The sequence below is a fragment of the Streptomyces sp. NBC_00377 genome, assembly GCF_036075115.1.
Classification (GTDB): Bacteria; Actinomycetota; Actinomycetes; order Streptomycetales; family Streptomycetaceae; genus Streptomyces.
In genome coordinates this window covers 4,429,101-4,450,443 of record NZ_CP107958.1, presented here as the reverse complement: position 1 = coordinate 4,450,443, position 21,343 = coordinate 4,429,101, and the positions used below count along the sequence as shown (strand labels likewise).

Annotated in this window: 17 protein-coding genes; 6 read left to right on the top strand and 11 right to left on the bottom strand. The window is 70.5% G+C overall.

Annotation, left to right across the window (positions count from 1 at the left end; genetic code table 11):
• Positions 1-201: 201 nt before the first annotated feature.
• From OHS71_RS19935 to OHS71_RS19915, 5 genes are all read left to right on the top strand, one after another.
• Entirely contained in the window at positions 202-1,440 is a 1,239-nt protein-coding gene (locus OHS71_RS19935) for an MraY family glycosyltransferase (protein ID WP_328480731.1), read from the top strand.
• 95 nt (positions 1,441-1,535) lie between these two features.
• Entirely contained in the window at positions 1,536-3,380 is a 1,845-nt protein-coding gene (gene dnaK, locus OHS71_RS19930; RefSeq protein ID WP_328480730.1) for a molecular chaperone DnaK, read from the top strand.
• Entirely contained in the window at positions 3,377-4,036 is a 660-nt protein-coding gene (gene grpE / locus OHS71_RS19925) for a nucleotide exchange factor GrpE (RefSeq protein ID WP_328480729.1), read from the top strand. Before dnaK ends, grpE begins: the two co-directional genes overlap by 4 nt.
• 39 nt (positions 4,037-4,075) lie before the next feature.
• The gene (gene dnaJ, locus OHS71_RS19920; protein WP_328480728.1) at positions 4,076-5,251 is read left to right on the top strand and encodes a molecular chaperone DnaJ; all 1,176 of its coding nucleotides are present in this window, start codon (positions 4,076-4,078) and stop codon (positions 5,249-5,251) included.
• Between the two features lie 5 nt (positions 5,252-5,256).
• Positions 5,257-5,709, top strand: coding sequence for a heat shock protein transcriptional repressor HspR (locus tag OHS71_RS19915; protein ID WP_020129153.1), 453 nt, complete (start codon positions 5,257-5,259; stop codon positions 5,707-5,709).
• A 136-nt stretch (positions 5,710-5,845) separates the two neighbouring features.
• Here the strand turns inward: OHS71_RS19915 and OHS71_RS19910 are convergent, their stop codons facing one another.
• On the bottom strand, positions 5,846-8,980 hold the full coding sequence (locus OHS71_RS19910) for a hypothetical protein (protein ID WP_328480727.1): 3,135 nt from the start codon (positions 8,978-8,980) through the stop codon (positions 5,846-5,848).
• 61 nt (positions 8,981-9,041) lie between these two features.
• On the opposite strand from OHS71_RS19910, the gene OHS71_RS19905 reads away from it, so the two are divergent.
• Positions 9,042-9,614, top strand: a complete 573-nt coding sequence (locus OHS71_RS19905; protein ID WP_328480726.1) for a hypothetical protein — start codon at positions 9,042-9,044, stop codon at positions 9,612-9,614.
• Between the two features lie 21 nt (positions 9,615-9,635).
• Here the strand turns inward: OHS71_RS19905 and OHS71_RS19900 are convergent, their stop codons facing one another.
• The 10 genes from OHS71_RS19900 to OHS71_RS19855 all read right to left on the bottom strand — a co-directional run bounded on the left by OHS71_RS19900 (position 9,636) and on the right by OHS71_RS19855 (position 21,336).
• Entirely contained in the window at positions 9,636-9,890 is a 255-nt protein-coding gene (locus OHS71_RS19900) for a hypothetical protein (protein WP_328480725.1), read from the bottom strand.
• A gap of 45 nt (positions 9,891-9,935) precedes the next feature.
• The gene (locus OHS71_RS19895; protein ID WP_328480724.1) at positions 9,936-11,480 is read right to left on the bottom strand and encodes a WhiB family transcriptional regulator; all 1,545 of its coding nucleotides are present in this window, start codon (positions 11,478-11,480) and stop codon (positions 9,936-9,938) included.
• 133 nt (positions 11,481-11,613) lie between these two features.
• Positions 11,614-12,291 carry a hypothetical protein gene (locus OHS71_RS19890; RefSeq protein WP_328480723.1) on the bottom strand — a complete coding sequence of 226 codons (678 nt, stop codon included), beginning with the start codon at positions 12,289-12,291 and terminating at the stop codon, positions 11,614-11,616.
• 8 nt (positions 12,292-12,299) lie between these two features.
• Positions 12,300-13,520 (bottom strand): hypothetical protein, encoded by a 1,221-nt coding sequence (locus OHS71_RS19885; RefSeq protein ID WP_328480722.1) that lies wholly within the window; start codon positions 13,518-13,520, stop codon positions 12,300-12,302.
• Entirely contained in the window at positions 13,517-14,122 is a 606-nt protein-coding gene (locus OHS71_RS19880; protein WP_328480721.1) for a hypothetical protein, read from the bottom strand. Before OHS71_RS19880 ends, OHS71_RS19885 begins: the two co-directional genes overlap by 4 nt.
• Positions 14,123-14,169: 47 nt before the next feature.
• Positions 14,170-14,778 carry a hypothetical protein gene (locus OHS71_RS19875; RefSeq protein ID WP_328480720.1) on the bottom strand — a complete coding sequence of 203 codons (609 nt, stop codon included), beginning with the start codon at positions 14,776-14,778 and terminating at the stop codon, positions 14,170-14,172.
• Between the two features lie 39 nt (positions 14,779-14,817).
• Positions 14,818-17,001 carry a hypothetical protein gene (locus OHS71_RS19870; protein WP_328480719.1) on the bottom strand — a complete coding sequence of 728 codons (2,184 nt, stop codon included), beginning with the start codon at positions 16,999-17,001 and terminating at the stop codon, positions 14,818-14,820.
• Positions 17,002-17,029: 28 nt separating this feature from the next.
• Positions 17,030-17,647, bottom strand: a complete 618-nt coding sequence (locus tag OHS71_RS19865; protein WP_328480718.1) for a hypothetical protein — start codon at positions 17,645-17,647, stop codon at positions 17,030-17,032.
• 13 nt (positions 17,648-17,660) lie between these two features.
• Positions 17,661-18,293 (bottom strand): hypothetical protein, encoded by a 633-nt coding sequence (locus OHS71_RS19860; RefSeq protein WP_328480717.1) that lies wholly within the window; start codon positions 18,291-18,293, stop codon positions 17,661-17,663.
• A gap of 52 nt (positions 18,294-18,345) precedes the next feature.
• Positions 18,346-21,336, bottom strand: a complete 2,991-nt coding sequence (locus OHS71_RS19855) for an ATP-binding protein (protein WP_328480716.1) — start codon at positions 21,334-21,336, stop codon at positions 18,346-18,348.
• Positions 21,337-21,343 lie beyond the last annotated feature (7 nt).

Below are 21,343 nucleotides of genomic sequence, written 5' to 3'. Positions count from 1 at the left end.
TAACTTATGCAGTCCGTCTGAGACTACCCCGTATTCTCCGTCGCACTGTAGCGGGATGCGGAGTGATCTCAGTCGCTGAGGGTTGCCTCAGGATCCGGACGGGATCCGGTCGGGATCCTGACGGGAAGCGGCCGTCGTGCGGTGGCAAACTCGGCCGTGTTATTCGTACCAAATTGGTACATTTATGACTAATTTATATCCGTGCTCTACGGGATCGTCGCCGCCATCACCGCCCTGTTCCTCGCCGCCGTCCTCGCCGCGTTGCTGCGCGTGCCCGCCCTGCGTCTGGGGTTGCTCGACCGGCGGCAGCGGCAGCGGCGGGTGCCTCTGTTCGGAGGTGCCGCCGTGGTGCTCGCCACCTGTCTCGTCGCCGTCGCGGGTGACTGGACGGGCATCGCTCCGCTCGGCGACGGCATCGAGGTGCTGCTGGCCGCGGGAGGCGCCGTCGCCGCGCTCGGGCTCGCCGCGGACGTGTGGCGGCTCAACGCGCGCTTCCTGGTGGTCGGTACCGCCGTCGCGGCCGCCTTCGTGGTGCCGTACGGGGAGACCGGGCTGTGGGCGGGAGTGGCGGGAGCCGGCTGGATCACCTTCGTCGCCCTCGCCTTCCGCTCGCTCGACCACGCCGACGGGGTGGCCGGGACCGTCGGGGTCGTCACCGCCTTCGGGGTGGCCGCCTGCGCCGCCGTCGAGGTCATGGACGGGCTCGCGGTGCTGCTGAGCGTGTTCGCCGCCGCGCTGACCGGGTTCCTGATGCACAACTGGCCTCCCGCGCGTGTCGCCCTCGGGGCGTGCGGGTCGCTGTTCGCGGGCTTCCTGCTCGCGGCGGCCGCCGTGATCGCCCGCGCGGGACACGATCCGGTCGCCGGCGTGGGCGTGCTGCTGGCGCTGAACGCCGTCGCCGGGGCCGACGTCGTCCTGGTCGTGCTGTCGCGGCGGCTGGCTCGCCGGCCCCTGCTGCGCGGCGGCGCCGACCATCTCGCGCACCGGCTGCGGCGGCTGGGGCTCACCGCCCAGGGGGTGACCGTCCTGGTGGGGGCGGCGGCCTTCGTCACGGTGCTCGTCGGGGCGCTGGTGCACGCGGGATGGACGGACGCGCGGACGGTGTTGTGGGTGGGGGGCGGGGCACTCGTCGTCGTGTTCGGGCTGCTGCGGGTCGCGGTGTACGGGCCGCCGCGCGCGCGTGGCCGTCGCCCCGGGCGGGCCGGACGGCCACGCACACGTGGTGCCCGCCCCGCGGGTGCCGGCCGGGCGGCCGGTGGCGCCGGCAGGGGGTCTCAGGAGGTCCGCCCCGGGCCGCGTCCGGCACCGGGCGCCGCGTCGGTGTACGCGCCCCGGCGTCAACCGGCTGACCAGTTGGCTCCCCCGGAATCTCAGGTGCGCAAGGCTGGGCGATCCGCATCGCCGCAGGTCAACGCCTCCTTGCGCGTAAGGAACGGATAAGAGTTGAGTGGGCTCGACTCAGGTCTGTTGACCCGGCGGCGGGTGTCGTGCACACTTGAGTCCGTTCCACTCAAGTCAGCTGGAGGAAGATCACCATGGCACGTGCGGTCGGCATCGACCTGGGCACAACCAACTCCGTCGTAAGCGTTCTGGAGGGCGGCGAGCCCACCGTCATCACCAACGCCGAGGGTGCCAGGACCACGCCGTCCGTCGTCGCCTTCGCCAAGAACGGTGAAGTGCTCGTCGGCGAGGTGGCGAAGCGCCAGGCAGTCACGAACGTGGACCGGACCATCCGCTCGGTGAAGCGTCACATGGGCACGGACTGGTCGATCGAGCTCGACGGGAAGAACTTCAACCCGCAGCAGATGAGCGCGTTCATCCTGCAGAAGCTCAAGCGCGACGCGGAGGCCTACCTGGGCGAGAAGGTGGCCGACGCGGTCATCACCGTCCCGGCCTACTTCAACGACTCCGAGCGCCAGGCGACGAAGGAGGCCGGCGAGATCGCCGGTCTGAACGTCCTTCGCATCGTCAACGAGCCCACCGCGGCCGCGCTGGCGTACGGCCTCGACAAGGACGACCAGACGATCCTCGTCTTCGACCTCGGTGGCGGCACCTTCGACGTGTCCCTCCTGGAGATCGGTGACGGCGTCGTCGAGGTGAAGGCGACCAACGGCGACAACCACCTCGGCGGTGACGACTGGGACCAGCGTGTCGTCGACTACCTGGTGCAGCAGTTCAAGGCCGGCCACGGTGTGGACCTCGCCAAGGACAAGATGGCGCTCCAGCGTCTGCGCGAGGCCGCCGAGAAGGCGAAGATCGAGCTGTCCTCGTCCACCGAGACCTCGATCAACCTGCCCTACATCACGGCGTCCGCCGAGGGCCCGCTGCACCTGGACGAGAAGCTCACGCGCGCCCAGTTCCAGCAGCTGACGGCCGACCTGCTGGAGCGGTGCAAGACGCCGTTCCACAACGTCATCAAGGACGCCGGCATCAACCTCTCCGAGATCGACCACGTCGTTCTCGTCGGTGGTTCGACCCGGATGCCCGCCGTCGCCGAGCTGGTCAGGGAGCTGACCGGTGGTCAGGACGCCAACAAGGGCGTCAACCCGGACGAGGTCGTCGCCATCGGCGCCGCGCTCCAGGCCGGTGTCCTCAAGGGTGAGGTCAAGGACGTCCTGCTCCTCGACGTGACCCCGCTGTCCCTCGGCATCGAGACCAAGGGCGGCATCATGACCAAGCTGATCGAGCGCAACACGACGATCCCGACGAAGCGTTCGGAGATCTTCACGACGGCCGAGGACAACCAGCCGTCGGTGCAGATCCAGGTCTACCAGGGCGAGCGCGAGATCGCGGCCTACAACAAGAAGCTCGGCATGTTCGAGCTGACCGGTCTGCCGCCGGCGCCGCGTGGCGTCCCGCAGATCGAGGTCGCCTTCGACATCGACGCCAACGGCATCATGCACGTCACGGCCAAGGACCTCGGCACGGGCAAGGAGCAGAAGATGACCGTCACCGGCGGCTCCTCGCTGCCGAAGGACGAGGTCGACCGCATGCGCCAGGAGGCCGAGCAGTACGCGGACGAGGACCACCGCCGTCGCGAGGCCGCCGAGGCCCGCAACCAGGGCGAGCAGCTCGTCTACCAGACGGAGAAGTTCCTCAAGGACAACGAGGACAAGGTCCCGGCCGAGGTCAAGACCGAGGTCGAGGCTGCCGTCGAGGAGCTGAAGGCCGCGCTCAAGGGCGAGGACACCGCTGAGATCCGCACGGCCACCGAGAAGGTCGCCGCGGTCTCGCAGAAGGTCGGCCAGGCCATGTACGCCGACGCCCAGGGCGGTCAGGACGCGGCGGGCGCCGCGGGCGGCGCCGAGGCCCCCAAGGCCGACGACGACGTCGTGGACGCCGAGATCGTTGACGACGAGCGCAAGGACGGTGCCGCGTGACGGAGGAGACCCCGGGCTTCGAGGAGAAGCCCGACGTCCCCTCCGGCGCCACCCCTGAAGACGCCGAGCCGAAGGCCACCCCGTCCTCCGCTTCGGCGGCGGGGGAGGCCCCGGCCGGGGACGCGAACCAGACAGCCGGTCTGGTGGCCCAGCTGGACCAGGTGCGCACCGCCCTCGGTGAGCGCACCGCCGACCTCCAGCGCCTCCAGGCCGAATACCAGAACTACCGCCGCCGGGTCGAGCGCGACCGGATCGCGGTCAAGGAGATCGCCATCGCGAACCTCCTGACCGAGCTCCTGCCCGTCCTCGACGACATCGGCCGCGCGCGGGAACACGGCGAGTTCGTCGGCGGCTTCAAGTCGGTCGGCGAATCGCTGGAGACCGTCGCGGCGAAGATGGGCCTCCAGCAGTTCGGCAAGGAGGGCGAGCCCTTCGACCCGACGATCCACGAAGCCCTGATGCACAGCTACGCACCCGACGTCACCGAGACGACGTGCGTGGCGATCCTCCAGCCCGGGTATCGGATCGGCGAGCGCACCATCCGCCCCGCGCGGGTGGCCGTGGCCGAACCGCAGCCCGGTGCGCAGGCGGTGAAGGCCGACGAGGCCGAGGCGGCGGGTGACGACAAGGAGAGCGGTGGCCCGGACGAGGGCTGAGCTCGAGCGGATGAGCGGACGGAAGGAGGGACGTCGAGGATGAGCACCAAGGACTTCGTCGAGAAGGACTTCTACAAGGTCCTCGGCGTCCCCAAGGACGCCACCGAGGCCGAGATCAAGAAGGCGTACCGCAAGCTCGCCCGCGAGTTCCATCCGGACGCCAACAAGGGCAACGCCAAGGCGGAGGAGCGCTTCAAGGAGATCTCCGAGGCGAACGACGTCCTCGGCGACCCCAAGAAGCGCAAGGAGTACGACGAGGCTCGCGCCCTCTTCGGCAACGGCGGGTTCCGACCGGGCCCCGGCGCGGGCGGCTCGTTCAACTTCGACCTGGGCGACCTCTTCGGAGGCGGCGCCCAGGGCGGCGGTCCCCAGGGCGGCTTCGGCGGCGGCATCGGCGACGTCTTCGGCGGCCTGTTCAACCGTGGCGGCGCCGGCACGACCCGCACCCAGCCCCGGCGCGGCCAGGACATCGACACCGAGGTCACCCTCAGCTTCACCGAGGCGATCGAGGGTGCGACGGTCCCGCTGCGGATGTCCTCGCAAGCTCCCTGCAAGGCGTGTTCGGGCACGGGCGACAAGAACGGCACCCCCCGGGTGTGCCCGACCTGTGTGGGCACCGGCCAGGTGGCGAGAGGCTCGGGCGGCGGTTTCTCGCTGACCGACCCCTGCCCCGACTGCAAGGGCCGTGGCCTGATCGCCGAACACCCCTGTCTGGACTGCAAGGGCAGCGGCCGCGCGAAGTCGTCGAGGACCATGCAGGTCCGCATCCCCGCGGGGGTGACGGACAGCCAGCGCATCCGGCTGCGCGGCAAGGGCGCCCCCGGCGAGCGCGGCGGCCCCTCGGGCGACCTGTACGTCGTCGTCCACGTCGGCGCCCATCCGGTGTTCGGCCGCAAGGACGACAACCTGACGGTGACCGTGCCGGTGACGTTCACCGAGGCGGCACTCGGCGGCGAGGTCAAAGTGCCGACGCTCGGCGGGCCGTCCCTGACGTTGAAGCTTCCGCCCGGCACGCCCAACGGCCGCACCATGCGGGCGCGGGGCAAGGGCGCGGTCCGTAAGGACGGCACCCGCGGCGACCTGTTGGTCACCGTCGAGGTGAGTGTCCCGAAGGACCTGTCGGGGAAGGCTCGTGACGCACTGGAGGCGTATCGCGAGGCGACCGCGGGTGAGGACCCGCGGGCGGAGCTGTTCGAGGCCGCGAAGGGAGCTTGACAGTGATGGACGGCCGTCGGCGTAACCCGTATGAACTGACTCAGGAGACGCCGGTCTACGTCATCTCGGTGGCGGCCCAGCTCTCCGGTCTGCACCCGCAGACACTGCGTCAGTACGACCGTCTGGGCCTGGTCTCCCCCGACCGGACCGCCGGCCGGGGCCGCCGCTACTCGGCCCGCGACATCGAGCTGCTGCGCACCGTGCAGGCCCTGTCCCAGGACGAGGGCATCAACCTGGCGGGTATCAAGCGGATCATCGAGCTGGAGAACCAGGTGGCCGCGCTCCAGGCGAGAGCGGCGGAGCTGGAGGCCGCGCTGGACGGCGCGGCGGCGGCCATGCAGCAGCGCGAGGCGGCCGTTCACGCCTCCTACCGGCGGGATCTGGTGCCGTACCAGGAGGTGCAGCAGACCAGCGCGTTGGTGGTCTGGCGGCCGAAGCGGCAGCAGCCGACGGACTGACAGCCGGTACGCCACACGCCGTACGCAAGACATGCGCGGTTCGACACCGGACGTGCGACGCATGCGGGAAGGGGCCCGGAGGCACTGGCGGTCTCCAGCGGGCCCCTTGCCCGTTTCCGCGTGTCGTGCCCGACAGTCAGTCCTCCAGGCCGACGCCCGGCTCGGGCCGCTCGTGGCCGGGCTGCGGCTGCTGCTCCTGCCGGTCCGAGGCGGACGGACGGCCGCCACCACCCCTGGGCACGACGCCCATCTGCCACAGATGCGAACCGGAGATGCCCGGGGCGGGGTCACCACGGCCCGCGGCGGGTCCACGGGCCGTGGTGACCCGACCGGACGTCGCTTCCGGCGCGGTCGCCTCGGTCGTGGTCTGCGCTGTCGCTTCCGGCGCGGTCGCCTCGGTCGTGGTCTGCGCTGTCGCCTCCGGCGTGGGTTCCGGCGTGGTGGGGGCTGTCGCCTCCGGCGTGGGTTCCGGCGTGGTGGGGGCTGTCGCCTCGGCCGTGGGTTCCGGCGTGGTCCGGGCAGCCGGCTCGGGAGGGGTCGCCGGCTTGGTCGGTTCCTCCTTGGCCGGGGCTTCGGTCCTCGTCGGCTCCGCAGCGGCCGGGGCCGGCACGCTCGGCGCCGCAGGCGCCTCTGTCGCTGCTTCGTCCTGTGCTTCGGACTGTGCTGCTGTCTCCGCCCCTGGTGCCGCTGCTGTCTCCGTTCCCGCCGTCGCGATCACCGCTGTGACCGCCGCGGTCTCTGCGACTTCCTTCGCCTGCGTGGCTTCGGGGACCTCCGTGAGCACCGCGGCCGTGGACGGGAGGGTGAGGTCGGGGCGTTGCCAGCGTTCCGGGACGGTGGGCAGCCGGCGTACGGCGTCCGGGTCGCCCGCGGCCGCCTCCGCCACGGCCCGTGCGCGCAGGGCGCTCTGGCGGGCGATCGGGGAGAAGCCGGGGGCCGCGTTGCCCGTCTCGGACGGCAGACCGCGCAGGCCCATCCCGTTCAGCGCCGCCTGGACCCCCGTCTCCGGGGCGAATATCTCGCGCGGCAGCTGCCACGAGGCCGCGCCGTCCACGTCGACGCGGTGTTCCCTGCCGTCGACGGCGAACGTGAGCCCGTAGCCGATGTACTGGTCGTCCCTGTCGAACAGCAGGTCCCCGGAGATCTCGCCGCCCCGGTCGCGCACCTCGTCGGCGAGGACCTGGAGGGCGGGCGGAAGAGGGTTGGTGCGGCCGAGACTGCAGACGTACCCGCCGGCCCTGGCCGTTCTCCGCTCCCCGGTGGCCTCGATCACGTAGTCCGCCTGGAACCACGTCTCGCCGTTCTCGTGCCGGTACGTCTCGACCGCGCCCACCTCCGTCCGGCCGATCGTGAGCCGCGGGTTCTCGCCCGTGGCGTAGCGCTCCAGCATCTCCGGGTACTGGACCTGGTGCCGGAGCGCGGCAGGCGGACTGTTGCCGATGATGGTGACGTACGCGTCGGGGTTCTCCCGCAGGATGATCTCGGCGTTGGCGACCCCGGTGCCGCCGGACCCCGCGATGATCCAGTGCTGCGCGGCGTGCGGGTCGAAACGGTTCTCGGCGACCTCGTCGCCCAGCAGCGCCCGGCCCTCGGCGGCCTCGCGCGCCGCCTCCCACTTCCGCGTCGAGTCGAGAGCGGTGAAGCAGTTCTCCATGCGGGCGGCGGCGCCGCCCGCCAGGCCCGCGCACAGAGCCTCCTTCAGCATCGAGGAGTCCAGGGCCTCCAGCACGGTACGGGTGTCCGCGCCGCCCCGTTCGGCCTGGGTGAGCCAGGCGCGCACCTCGCCCGCGCGGGCCGTGCCCTGGCTCTCCAGCTCCCGCAGTCGCTCACTGATCAGCCGTACCGCCTCACTGCGGCTCTCCACCCCGGCCCGACCGCGCGGCATGCCCGGCACGACGTCCGGTGTGAGGCCGGTCGCGATGCTCGGCGTCCCCTCGCACGCCACCCACAGCGGGGTCTCGCTCTCCGCGCCGTTCTCCCCCGACACCCGTACCTCGGCGAGCAGTTCGCCGTCGCGGCCCAGGCGCAGACGGGCCCGGCCGTTCACCACGTCGCCCTGGGTGGCGAGCTGGTCCTCCCAGACCCGCACCGCGTGGATGGACACCCGGTGCCGGGGGTCCTCCACCGCCGCGTACGGGTCGACGCCCATCCACTGCGAGAGGTCGCGGTCCTGGTCCGCCGACTGCACGATCCCGTCCCCGGGGTCCAGGTGCCAGCGGCCCGCCCCGTCCACCAGCAGCGCCTCGGGGTCCCGCCCGGTGAGACTCGCGCCACCGCCGATCACGACCTTGCGCAGCGGGAGTTGCCCTTCGGCGAGTCGGCCCTCCAACGTCCGCACGGTGCGCTCGCTGACCTGCGCCCGGTACTGCGCCCACCGCTCGGCGGCCGGTTCCAGCTGGTCCCGGGGGAGGGGAAGGCCGTTCTGGTCGTAGCCGGGCATGGGCATGGTGATCTCACGCCGCCCGATGAACGCCTCGACCTGGCGTTCCGCGCGCAGAGCGGCGTCACGGGATGCCTGGAGGGCGGTGGCGTCTGGGGGAGGGAGGGTTTCGATGGGCTGGGCGAGGGTGGTGAGCAGCCGTCGCGATCCGACGGAGAGGAATGCGGTCGACACCCGCTGCCGTATGCGGGCCGCCCTGTCCTGGGGCCCGAACGCCTCCTCGTCGCCTATCTCGGCGGTCGGCCGGATGCCGTACGGATCGAGCAGAGCGGAGAACTCGGCACGGGCCGCGAGCTGCTGCTCGGCGGAGAGATCAGGTGCCGTGGTCCGCGCCGCGAGCCAGTTGAGCTCTCCTATGCGGCCTCTGTCCGTGGCCGACAGTTCCTGGTCCGCGGAGAGTTGGGCTCCTTCGCGCAGGAGGTCCTGCCGCACGGGAGCCAGACCCGCGGCGGCGCGCTCTCGCACCGCCATGAACTCACCGAGTTCGTGCGCGAGCACCCGGTCCAGCATCTCCGTCGGGAGCCGGTCGGAGACGCGGACCACGTAGTTCTGCGACGTGGTGTTCGTCGCCGTGTCGGCGAGCGTCCCCCTCACCAGGGGAACGGCGTCCACCCAGATCGTCGCGGACTCTCCCCGGCTGTCCGTCAGTACGAAGAACTGGCGTCCGTCCTTGGTCCGGTCCGCGTCGAGGGAGTCCAGCCGGTCACCGAGGACGGCGGTGGCCACCGAGGCCATGCCGCGCCCCGCGGCCGACACGAGTTCGTCCTGGTGCGCGTGTGGGTACTGCGGCAGTGTGCCCGTCGCCGTCCGGGGATCGGCCCAACTGTCCATGTGCTGCCCCTCCCCCGGCCCGCTCCCTGTTCGAATCGCACAACAGCCCTAGGATCATGTCATGTTGAGAGCCCGCTCCTCGTTGGAAGCCCACCTGTACATGGACCTGCACCCGTGCGAGTGCGGGAGCACGGACTTCGACCGCCGACACCGGCTCGAACAGCGCGGTGAGGACATCGTCGCCGTCTACGAGGGTGCCTGCCGGGAATGCGGACGCAACCGGAATTTCGCCTTCTTGATGGCGGACGAGATTCCCCCGCCCCCGCCCGCCTTCGGAGGCCCGGCACCGTCCGAGATCATCGATCCCGGCGAGTTCGCGGAGGTCGCACACCGCATCTCCCGTCAGGCCGGACTCAACATGCTCAACTCGCCCGAGTCCGAGCACCGCGCGTACCGGGGCGCGATGGCATACGCACTGGCTGCCTTCGAGGAGATCCCGAAGTTCATTCCCCAGGGGCTGAACGCCGTCCCCGCGTCCGCCTTCACCTCCGACGTGGGCAGGGCGTACTACGAGAGGGAACCGGCGAAGTTCGACCGCGACATCCTCGAGATGGACATCGACCTCAGTCGCAAGATCCTCGCCGACATCGACACGGTCAGCCCGCCGGCCGGGGAGCCCGGCCCCCGGGCCTGAGGGCTGCCCGGGGGCGCAGGCTCAGCCCAGTTGTTCCGTCGTGCCGTCCGGGTGGATCAGGAGGCGGATGGCGCCGCCGTAGCGGTTGTCGGTGATGGTGGCCGGGGTGGGGGCGCCGAGTTGCTGGGCGCGTTGCTGGAGGATCGACAGGACCACGTCCTGGATGTCGCCGTAGGGCGGGGCGGTGACCGGGACGCCGTCGATCAGGCCGGCGTTGGGGGAGAAGACGTGCACCTGGGCGTCCGCCGTGGCGGGGGGTGGCGTCGGTTCGGTCATCGGGGGTCTGGGTTCCTTCCGGCTCGGTTCCGGATCAGTTCCGGCTCAGGCGCTTTTCGCCTCGTCCTGCGCGGGGACGTCCGCGGTGATGTCCATGTCGGCGTCCGCGGTGACGTCGACGGGGCGAGCGTACGTGCCTCGCGCGAGGCGTCGGAGGCGGCCCGACTTGACGAGGGCGGACAGGACGTTGCTGATCGTCTTCGAGGGGTCTCCGTAGACGCCCGGAGGGAGGGCGCGCAGGACGTCACGGGCCGAGAAGGGGCCGGGGAAGGCCGACACGGCCGTCTCCACCGCCGCTCGGATGCTGGGGACGCCCGAGGGGGTGAGGGCGGCGGCCCGGCCCGTGCCGGCGGACGTCTTGCCGGCCGGGGCCGGATGCGGAAGGCAGGCGCGGATGCCTTGCAGCGCGGTACGGATCTGCTCCGGATGGATCTCGTCGCCGTCCGAGGCCCCGGTCGCGGCCAGCATCGTCGCCACCTTCTCGATGTTCGCGAGGGAGGCGGCCAGTTCGCGCAGCAACGGTTCCAGGAAGTCGCGGCGCAGGGCCGCCACCGGGTCGGTGGTGGCGAGTTCGACCGAGACCGAGCCGGTGAGGGCGCGGAGCGGTCCTGCGGTGTCCGGCGTCGCCTCGGCGGAGTCGCAGGAGTCCCGGCCGACCTCCGCGGCCAGTGCCTCGACGGCCTTGCGCGCACCGCGGATGGTGTCCGGCAGCTCGGGCGCGATCTCGCCGCCGGGCACACTCGCCAGCATCGTGACCAGCTGCTCCAGGCCGGTGAGCGTGGGCAGGGCGGACCGGATCAGGGGAGCCAGCAGAGCCTGTCGTACGGCCTGGGCGGGATCCTCGTACGAGAAGGCGATCCGCTGCCCGGACTCGGCCGCTGCCATGTCCTCGTTCCTGCTTTCCGGGTGTGCTTGAGGGTGGGGGTCTCTGGAGGTGCCGGGGCGGCGGTGGCTGTCGCTCTGGCGGCTGTCGCTGTGGGTCCGCTGTGTGCCGGTGTGCTCGTGCAACTGCCTCGGTATGGCGGGCAACTCGTGCTGTGTCCGGGCCAGTTGGTCCTGACGTGCGTCGAACGCGTCGAGGATCCGCTCCAGCGCGGGCAGGCCGCGCTCGGCGGTGTGCCGGTCGGCCGCGTCGGTGGTGCGGGAGCGCAGGCGCAGCAGACGGCGGGACGTCTCGCCGGAGTGGTGGCCGGGGCCCGCGCCGGGGCCGTCCGCCGTGTGGGTGGGCAGATCGCCGTCCGTGTCGCCGATGCCGAGGGCGCGGCGGATCCAGCGACGGTCGTCGAGAGTGGTCGCGGCCGCGTAGCCGTACGGCTCGGCGTGGGCGACGGCGTCCTGGAGGCATTCCGCCCACAACGGGCAGGAAGCGCACAGGTCACGGGCGGTGCGGAGCAGGACGAGGTGCTGGTGGCGCTGTTCGGGCGAGGTGTACGGAATGTCCGCGGGCGCCTCCAGCAGCGGGTGCTGGAAGACGTCCGGTCGGCGCTGGCAGGGCAGAGCGGCGTCGGGAGTGTGGACCCCCGCTCCCGCTCCCGTTCCCCGTACCGGCCCACGCGCGGGGCGCGTGGGCAGCGCCGTATGGCTGGCCATAGGCATGTGTGTCGTCCCCCGTGGTGATACGTGATCGGGGGGGAGCCTAAGACGTTCCGTCAACCCCGTGCAACGCATCTGCAAAGCGTGCGCCGACTTGGCACAGTGACGAGACGAAACGTTCACACGGGCCTCAACTGTCCGCCGGGTCAATGGCTTTGCGCTTCCGCAGGCGGCCAAGTGCCTGGCGGGCCCGGCCCGCAACCGCTTTCGCGCTGCTGCCGCGTATCGCCAGTACGGCGATCACACCGAGGAATCCGAGCGGTACTCCCGCTTCCGGAAGGAACATTCCGACCACGGAAGCGATGACGAGGATCACATCCGCGAGGACGACGGTGACGCCCCGCCGGCCCGGGTGCTCCTTCACCATCCAGGCGCCGAGGAGGGCCATTCCGGCGAGCGCCCAGTAGCCGAAGGCGGCTGTGCCGGTGACGGTGGCGCCGGCGTCCTCGCTCGTGCGGGCGGCGTCGCCGACCGCGGAGAAGTAGCCGGTGAAGGCGATGGCGAGGATGCTCACCCCGATCGCCAGGAGCAGCTGGGTGCGGTGGCGCAGGAGCCAGAGCGCGAGGCCGAGGAGCAGCGCGGCGACGACCGCGAAGAAGCTGGAGCCGCTCTGGGAGGCGAGGGTGATCACCGTGTAGAGCGCGGCCACGCCGAAGACGATGCGGGGAAGGAGGCGGACGGCCCAGGCGTCGCTCTTCTCCTGGTGGAGGAATCGGCGGAGGAGCGGGAGCGGAGGGGCGGCGGGCTTGGACGCGTCCGGGCGGGGGGTGCGGGACCGCGGGGGGCGGGTGCGTTTGGGGCTGTCCATGCGCGGGGTCACACTCCCATCCCTGTGTCACGCGACTGCTCGGGGGCCGGAGGCGCCTGCGAGGGGGTTGCGGGGGCGTCGCCCACGGCCGGGGCGGCGATCGGCTTTGCCTGCCGGGTGACGCCGGGCAGGAAGTCGTGGGCGCTCGCGGCGGCCGTCTGCGGTGTCGGGAGGGTGAGCGACTCGAGCGGGGCCGGGCCGGTCCTGGCGTTCACGGTGACGCCGGGCATGTACGGGGCATGGGTCCGGACTGCGGGAGTGCTCGGGGGTGTATGTCCCTGCGCCTGCTGCTGATCGGTGACCGCGCGCTCCCCGGCGGTGGGCAGGACGACCTCGTGATCGGGTCGCAGAGTCTTGATCTCTTCGACGAGCCGTTCGACGTCTGTCTCACGACCGGTGCCGTCCAAGTAAGCCACCCGGGCGCAGGCTTCCAGGACGGCAGCACGCTGGAGTTCCGGAGTGGGCAGTGATCTGAGCTGCTCCAGGTCGACGTGGCCGGCGGCCCAGTACTTCTGTGACGGCGGGTTGTCCGTGTCCGGCGCGCGGAAATGAACATGGGAGCGGACCCAGCCCTCGGACAGCAGCTCACGGCTCTCGGGTGGAAGCCCCTTGAGCACGTCCTCGGGGAGGTCGTACATGAAATGGATGTTCTCCGGGCCCGCCACCCGGCGCAGTTGAGGCATCTCCGTCTCGTAGGCGACGCTCCACGGCACGATTTCTCCGGCGAAGACGATCGCCTCGCCGTCGGTCGCCTTGGCGTAGTTCTCGGACAGGGCGGACCAGGCGTCGCGGGCCAGGTCGTCGCCCTGCGACTCGTTGAGACCCAGGACCTTGTACACCTCGGGATTCCACAGGTGGAGTCGGCCCAGATCCTCCCCGCCCGGTGTGCCCTCCAAGTAGCGTGCGCTGCCTTCGTTTCCCTCGTTCTCCATGTCCGTCCAGACAGAGGCGAGGAACTGACTGCTGAGTACTTTGTCCGACGGCAAATCCGGGTGAGGGATACCGAAGGACCAGAAGGCCGACTTCATGCCCTCGCGAGGCGCCGCGACATCGAGCCCCTTGGCGTAGTCGATGATGTACTGCTCGTTGGTCTTCCCTGCCTGGGCAGCGGCCTCGATGATCTCGAAGGCGATGCGTTCGCCCTCTCCCTCGGGGAGCGCGGCGCTTGCCTTCATCTGGCGGGCAAGGGCTCGCTGGACGGGAGTCTGGACGACGGTGGCCTCACTCACTCGATCTCCTGCGGGTAGCAGCCCACGTTGAGCGTGACACTACGAAGGCCCACCCCCGACGGGGTCACCCCGCCGCTGAACGCTTCGAGGACGATGACCGGCTCTTCAGGTCCCGTCCCCCTCCAGAGGGCCAGTCGGTAGGGGTTGCGATTACGCAGGCGCCTTTCCCGGGAGGGCAGCCAGCGGCCCGGGCCTTCCGGGAAGTCGGGGGCGTCCCACGCACCCGAGAACTCCGGTGCGCCGAGCACCTCCCGGGCAGCCTGCTCGTAGCGGGGCCATGCGTCGGCGGTCTCGTCGAGCACGCGGTCGTTCTCGGCGGGCGAATCGGCCCTGAGATGCCACGTCGTCCAACCGAGCGATTGGACGGGGCTCCAACCGCCCTCGATGACGGGGGTGAGCGTCAGCCGGCTGCCCGTCCTGGTGCGCACACCGAGTACGCGGTCCTTGGGCAGTGGCTTCCAGCCGAACAGTGCGCACCAGTCGTCCAGCGCCTGACCGGGAATCGGCGGGCCGGCCCAGATCGCGGGCCAGTCCACGTGCTTGAGGCCGCCCAGCTCCCGGGCCAGGTGCTGCGGAGATTCTTCGATCTCGAACGTCGGCATGTGTGCTCCCGCCTCGTCTCTTCGTACGTCAGTGCCTTCGGGCCGGTTCATGGCCATCGAGTTGCCGAGGGACCATGACAGCTCAGCTCGATCCTCGCATCGGCCGGTGCCGACAGGTTCGAGCCGGTCCCGAGCATCGACTTCAGCTCGATCACGGGAGCGCCCGGAGTGCGGTACCGCCATACGGCGGTCCGGTACGGATCGTGGTGCTCCAAGCGCCACTGCGGGCTGTACCAGGAGCCCCGACCGGGCAGTTCCGGGAAGTCGGGCATGTCCCAGGTTCCGGTCCAGGCCGGGTTGCCCAGCAGGCCGCGCAGGGCGGCCAAACCGGCGGTCCAGCGTGCCTCCGCCGAAGTGGTGACGAGGGCGTTCTCGGCCGTGTCCCGGGCCCGGGCCGACCACACCGTGTGGTCGATCCGGGTCACCGGGCCGCCGGGGGTGGCGGAGGCGAGGTACAGGCGGCCGCCGAGGGCCGTACGGACACGCAGTCCCGCCTCGGCCCACAGCGGACGCCAGTCGAAGCCCGCGCACCACCTCGCCCGCTTCTCTGCGTCCTCCGGGACCCCCGCCCACACCGTGGGCCAGTCCACGCCGATGAGCCGCTCCAGTTCCGCGACCAGTTGGCCGGGGGTGCGGTCGGCGGTCAGGGCGGGCATCGGATGGCTCCTTGGTGGGGGTGGGGCGGAGAGTCGGGGCTAGACGCGGCCGCTGGGGCCGCGCGGGTCCCTCGGGGGCGGAGTGGGTGCCGGGGCGGGCGCCACCGGGGGATCGGTGGGCCGGGGCCGGGGGGCCGGCACCTGCGGTGCGGGCGCGGGTGAAGGTGCCGGACGGGACTCGGTCGGCGTCGTGGACTGCGGAGCAGGCGCATTGCTGGAGCCGCTGACGCGGCGGCCCCGGGTGCGGGGCTGCTCCGGAGCCGGTGACTCCTGGCCGCCCTGTTCGCCGAATTCCCGGTCGTAGTTCTTCTGAGCCACCTGCGAACTCTGGTAGGCCGTCTGCCGCTGCTCGCGCTTGGACTGACCGAGCCAGCCCTTCTCCTGCATCTTGGCCCGGCCCTTGCCCTTGAAGGCGAGCTTGTCCACCGCCCAGGCGGTCCCGCGTGCCGTACTGCCCGTCGCACGTGCGGTGCCCTTGGCGGTGGTGCTCGCGACGCGACCCGTGGTGCGGGCGGTCGCACCGGCGGTGGACGCGGCGAGCCCCGGCGCCATCGCGGTCACCTTGCCGGCCATGTCCCCGACACCGAGAGCGTCGTCCGCGCCCTGGACCTGCGGGCTGAACTTCCCGGACAGCAGGTTCTTGAGCAGCATGATCACGGCGATCGTGACGAGGAGCAGCATCAGCAGCTGCATGCCCAGCGGGATCTGGAGCGGCAGGATCAGCTGGTAGAAGAGCAGCAGGATCGTGAGGATCACGCCGAACCCGGCGCGCAGGACGAAGCTGTGTACGAAGGTCTGCCACCAGCCCCGCAGCAGCTTCTGCTGGGTCGGGTGGATCGAGATGATCGCGACCAGCGGCAGCAGGATCACCATGATGAGCGTGACCGCGTGCCACAGCAGAGTCAGGGCGCTGAGCACGATCACCATCAGGCCGACGATCAGCGAGGCGACCAGCGCGTAGACGCCGATGCTGATGCGGTTGGCGGGCTTGTCGCCGGACCACTGCTCATAGACGCGGGCATCCTCGTGCTCGGCGATCCAGTGGCGCAGCTCGCCGTACTGGTTCTCCTTCGCCTTGATGATGTCGCCTTTTTCGTTCTCCTCTATCTCGACCGGTGAGGGGTGCTGGTAGTACTCGATGTTCGTCACCGACTGGACGATGACCTGCTTGACCCGTAGGTCGGTGCAGCGCTTTTCCGTACCGAAGTCGCACTTCTGGTCGCTCTTGTACTCCATGCGAGCCTTGCCGGGGTCACCGAACTGGCCGATGGCCCACGGGCGGAACGCGAGGGTGTCGTACATGGCACAGCTGGAGATGCGCATGCCGCGCTGCGGTGCGTTGTCGGGGAGGTCACAGGGCGGGTTCACCCCGTCGATCGCTCCGTCCAGCACGGCCTCGGTCAGCGCGGCATTGCCTTGCGCTATTCCGGAGTCGGCCGTTTCGACCACGGCCACGTAGTTCCCGTTGACGAGGAACGCCGATACGGCGATCACGACGAACGCGGCCCAGCCGACGCCCGACCAGACCTCACGCATGTCGCCCTTGCGCCACTTGCCGAACACCCAGAGGCCGGTGAGCAGGATCATGGTGGGCACGGCGAGCTTGAAGACGCCGTTGTTCAGGCGGTCGACGACGCTGTCGTCACCCGAGACCGTGCCGTCGTAGAGGGCGGCCAGCGGGCTGGGGTTGGACGAGATCTCCTTGATGCTGATCGCGGCACGGCTCATGATCTTGCTCATGTCGAAAACGGCCTGGGCGATGCTGTTGTAGATCTCGTTCTGGATGCTGCACTCGTCGTCGTTGGCGGCCTGCCCGCGGTCGCCCTGCTTCGCATCGTGCTGGCTCTGCTGGGTCGAGGCCCAGTTGAGACCACGCATGGCGCTGAGTTCGTAGAGCGTGTACTTCGACGCGGGGCCGTCCATCTTCGTTGCCCCGGCGACGAGTTCGCGCTTCCCGTCCCATTGCTTCACCGAGGGGAAGATGTTCTCCGCGGCGGGGCCTGGCATGTCGGCCTTCTGGTTGATGCTCTGCTGCGCCCAGTCACAGGTGTCGAAGAGGGCCTGCGCCTGCTGTGGAGCGGAGAACGAGAGCGCGATCACCCCGAGCACCAGGAACAGCACGGCCCGCGCGGCGACGCCGGTGCTGATGAGTTTCTCGCGCAGGGAGCGCCTCGTCCGGGGCCGTGCCGGACGGCCGGAGCGCGGCCGGAAGCGGGTCAGCATGAAAAGCCCTTCGGGGACGGGTCGGAGGTCAGTCGGCGTAGTAGTCGGTGAGAACGCATCCGGCGACCTGTGCGGGCTCCTGCTTGTAACCGCTGGGGATCGGGGCTTCCGCGGAGCAGTGCAGGGTCTTGAGACCTGAGGTCTTCAGTTCCTGGACGGTCTGGGCGTCGCCCGGATCCACCGCGAAGTCCTTGCCGACCAGGATCGACGAGTAGTTCCCCTCCTTGATGGAGGTCTGGAACTTCTTCATGTCCGACACCAGGAGCAGCGTGTTGGCGTCGTTGTACTTGTCCATGCAGACGGCGCGTTCCTTGATTCCCCAGGCGGGATCCTGGGTCATCTGCTCCTCACCCCACGCGGGATCCGTGTCCGTGTAGTTGGAGTCGTCGTATTCGGCGCCCGATTTGAGATCGAGGCACGACGCGTGCTCGTTGAGGAAATACGCCACGGACGCCATGTCCGAGGCTTCGGGCAGCTCCGTGTTCGCCGTCTCGCCGCTGCCGCCCTTCCCGCTGCTCGCGGTCGCGCCGGTCTTGCCGTCGCCGTCACTGTTGCCGCCGGCCTTGTCGTCATCGCCGCCGCACGCCGTCATCGACGCCGACATGAGGAGAAGGGCGCCGACGGTGATCGCTCGCCTGAGTCGCATGGTGTTACTCGCCTTACTCGGGGACGTAGTTGGTCAGGACACAGCCGTCCACGAGGGCCGGCTCCTTCTCGAAGCCGCTCGGCACCGCGAGGTCCGCGTCGCAGGTCAGGAATCTCAGGCCGGACTGCTGGAGGCTGCGGATCGCCTCGTCGCCGACCGGGACGACGGCGAAGTTCTCGCCGACCAGGAACTCGTCGCCGCTCGACCTGGCGGCGGTCTGGAACTTCTTCATGTCGGGGACGACGAGCAGTGCGATGGGCCGGCCCGACCCGTCCGTGCACACGGCGCGCTCCTCGATGCTCCATGCCGGGTCCTCGGACTCGTCCGTGCCCCAGGCGTCGCCGTCGTGGCCGTCGTCGTACTCGTCGCCCGTCGCCACGTCCTGGCAGGGGGTGTACTGGTTCAGGTAGTCGGCGACGGACGCCGTGTCCGCCGCCTGGGGCAGGCCGTCGGCCGTGGACTGCCCGGTGTCGCCACCCGTACCGGCTCCGTCCGCACCGGTCTCCGAGCCGCCGCCCGAGCCGAAGACGGAGTCCGCGCCGGTCTTGGTCCCCGAGCCGGACTCCGAGTCCGACCCGCACCCGCTCAGCATCGCGAGCAGGGCGAGGGACGCGGCCCCGGCGGCGAGACTTCTGGACGGGCGCATGGTGGCAAGGCCTCTCGGTGGGTGTGCGGTCGGGGGATGCCGGTGCGGCACGTCATGCCGTTGCCGTCGCTGTCTCCGCCGCCGGTGTCGCCGACCGCGCCGGGTCCTCCTCGACCTCCTGCAAGAAGGTCCAGTCCCAGACGCTCAGCGGCGGGTTGATGCCCTGGCGGGCCGGGCGGGTGGTGCCGTTGGTGTCCGTGGCGGCGAGGATCTCCTTGAAGACCAGGTCGACGGCGACCGTGCCGACGCGCTTGTCCGCGTCGCGCTGGAGGCAGACACCCGTACGGAGCTCCTGGAGGGCGGCGATGACCTTCGGGTCGTTCTCCGGGCGCCCCAGGAGGGGGGCCACCATGGACGCCTCCTGCGCCGACTTCTGCTTGAAGGCGAAGACCGTGTGGATCTGGTTGGCGCCACCGCTGCGGGCCTCGGAGTCCTCGATCTGGACCAGGTCGATGGCCTGCTGGGTGATCAGGACGGTGACCGCCAGGTAGGAACGGCCCTGCTTCAGCGCGCGGCGCATCAGGTCGCGGCCCGACTCGGTCGCCGTGACGACGTACGCCTCGTCGACGAAGAGCGCCTTCGGGCGCAGGCCGATCTCGCCGGTCACCGGGTTCTTCTCGTAGCCGACGTCGAGCATCTGGCTGCCCAGTTCCACGACCGCCATCAGGGCCGTCGCCGCGAGACGTTCCGCCGGGTTCCAGCTCCGCGGGTCGGAGGCCGCGGGCGACTGGAAGCCGCGCAGGGTGATGACCGTGCGGCGCTTGCGCATGCTGGACAGGGGCTGCGGGCGCTCCGCGAAGGAGAGCCGGGCGTAGGGGAGCGTGCGCAGCTCGGTGAGGAGCATCTGCGCGAGCTTCAGGTCCTTGATGGCCTCGCGGTCGCCGGACGCCACCGCGTGGTCGTACGCCGCGACGACCTCGTCCACGACCTGCCACAACGTCGGGCGGGGGACGGCCAGTTCGGCTTCGCGGGCCGTGTGGCCCTGCTCGACCGCCTGGCGGATCGCGGAGTTGTAGCGGCCGATGACGGACGCCATGCCCTCGATGACGGGGAGGCGTACGCGCTGGTAGTCCTCGTCGCCGAGGAAGCCGCGGAGCATCGACTCGGCGAGCAGGCGGCCCGCGGGGACGTCGCGGGCGATGACCCACGGGTCCAGGACGCCGGCCTGGCCCTTCAGAAGGTCGACGACCTCCGTCTCCGCCCAGAACTCGGGGTTCACCGGCTGGAACTTGCTGGCCGGGGTGCCGAGCAGGCCGGTCTCCGCGTCGCTCGCGAAGTCCGGGTCGTTCACCTGGGAGCCGAAGGCCAGGTAGTAGCAGAGCTGCGCGAAGTCGGTCTTCGGGTCGATGACCAGGCAGCGGACGCCCGACTCCGACTCCTCGTAGAACTTCTGGAGGGCCAGCGAGGACTTGCCACCGCCGGAGGCACCGACGATGGCCAGGCCACCGCCGTCGTTGCGGGCGGGGCCGACGTGCAGGGAGTAGTGGACCGGCATCTTGCCCGCCCAGCCGACCAGGTTGCCGACCCAGCCCAGACGCTTGCCGGAACGGTGCTCGGGGTTGTCGCCCAGCTCCGTGCCCGCGGTGGGCAGTCCGGCGCCGAGCTGTTCGACCTCCTGGAGGCGGAGGTAGGGCGCGATCGGCAACTTGGGCGCGTCTCCGGGGAGTTGGGCCTGAAGCAGTCGCCACTGCTGGCGGGTCGGGCGCAGCAGGGTGACCTTGAGGTCCTGCTTGAACTGCATCTCCAGGACCCGGCGCCGGCGCTCGAGCTCCTTCACGTCGTGCGCGGAGATCGTGAAGCGGATCTGCGCCTCCATGCCCGGCATCTTGTGCTCGTCGATGTCGTCGACGAGGTCCTGGGCGCGGGTGACCTGGGTGGCCAGCTTGGTGTCGGGGCTGCGGCCGGAGTTGGCCATGTCGTTCATCTCGTCGACCAGGTTGCCGCGGATCTTGTCGGCGCGGTCCTTGAACTTCAGGTACGGGATGAGCGTGAACCGCATGTCGATCTCGACGGGGAAGTCCACGTGCTGGGAGGCGTACCGCGCCCACGCGGTCGACTGGCGGAAGCGGGTCTCCGCGGGCCAGTTGGCGGCCACGAGGGTGGTGGTGTAGCTGGTCTGCTGCTCGCCCGTCACCTCGTCGTACTGGTTCAGGACGATGTGTGTCTTGCGGTTCTCGCCGGAGAAGTCGACGACCAGGTCGAACTGGTTGGGTCCCCAGGCACGCGAGCCGAGCACCGGCTCCGGCGGGACCGGCAGGTCGCCGTGGAGCGGCTTGCGGATCAGCCAGACGAGCTCCTCGCGGCTGAGCGGGGTGCCCTTCAGGCCCTCCAGGCTCTCGTGGACCTCGACGGCCGTCTGGGTCCACTCGGCGAGGACGTGCGGGGAGAGGTACTCGTCGGTGACGCCGGTCGCGGTGGCGGCGGCCTGGTCGGCGGCTCCGCGGACACCCTGAAGGAGGCCGGGCTCGTCGTACGGCTCGTCGTCCTGGGCAACGACTCCGCTGCCGCCGTTGGTGCGCTTCAGCGAACCCAGCTTCACCAGCAGGATGTTGCGCTCCCGCTTGGCGCCGATGCGCTCCTGGTACTCGGCCTTGCGCAGGTTGTACGCCTTGTAGTTCTCGGTCGGCTCCCAGGCGATCGCGTTGAGCTCCTCCGCCCAGGTCATGGCCGTGATCGGCTGGTAGACCTTGCGGTAGTGGCACTCGACGTTGCGGTCGCCTCGGGCGAGGTTGAGCAGACCGCGGGCCGGGCCCTCGGCCATCGCCTGGAGCTCGCCGGCGTTCAGGTACTCGTCGATGGCGTTGGGCAGGACCAGGCCCGTCCACACCGAGTCGCCGTGGACGAAGATCATGTCGTCGGCGTAGCGGTAGGGGAGGCGGAGGTCCTCGCGGCGGGCGGCGGCCGACGAGCCGGACGGCTTGGAACGCCCGGAGGGCGACTGCTTCGAGCCGCCCTGGCCGTTCTTCTTGCTCGACGAGGCGGCCATGATCATGGCGACCACGAAGAAGGCGGCCGCCCCGCCCAAAAGGATCAACATGAACATGGAGGAC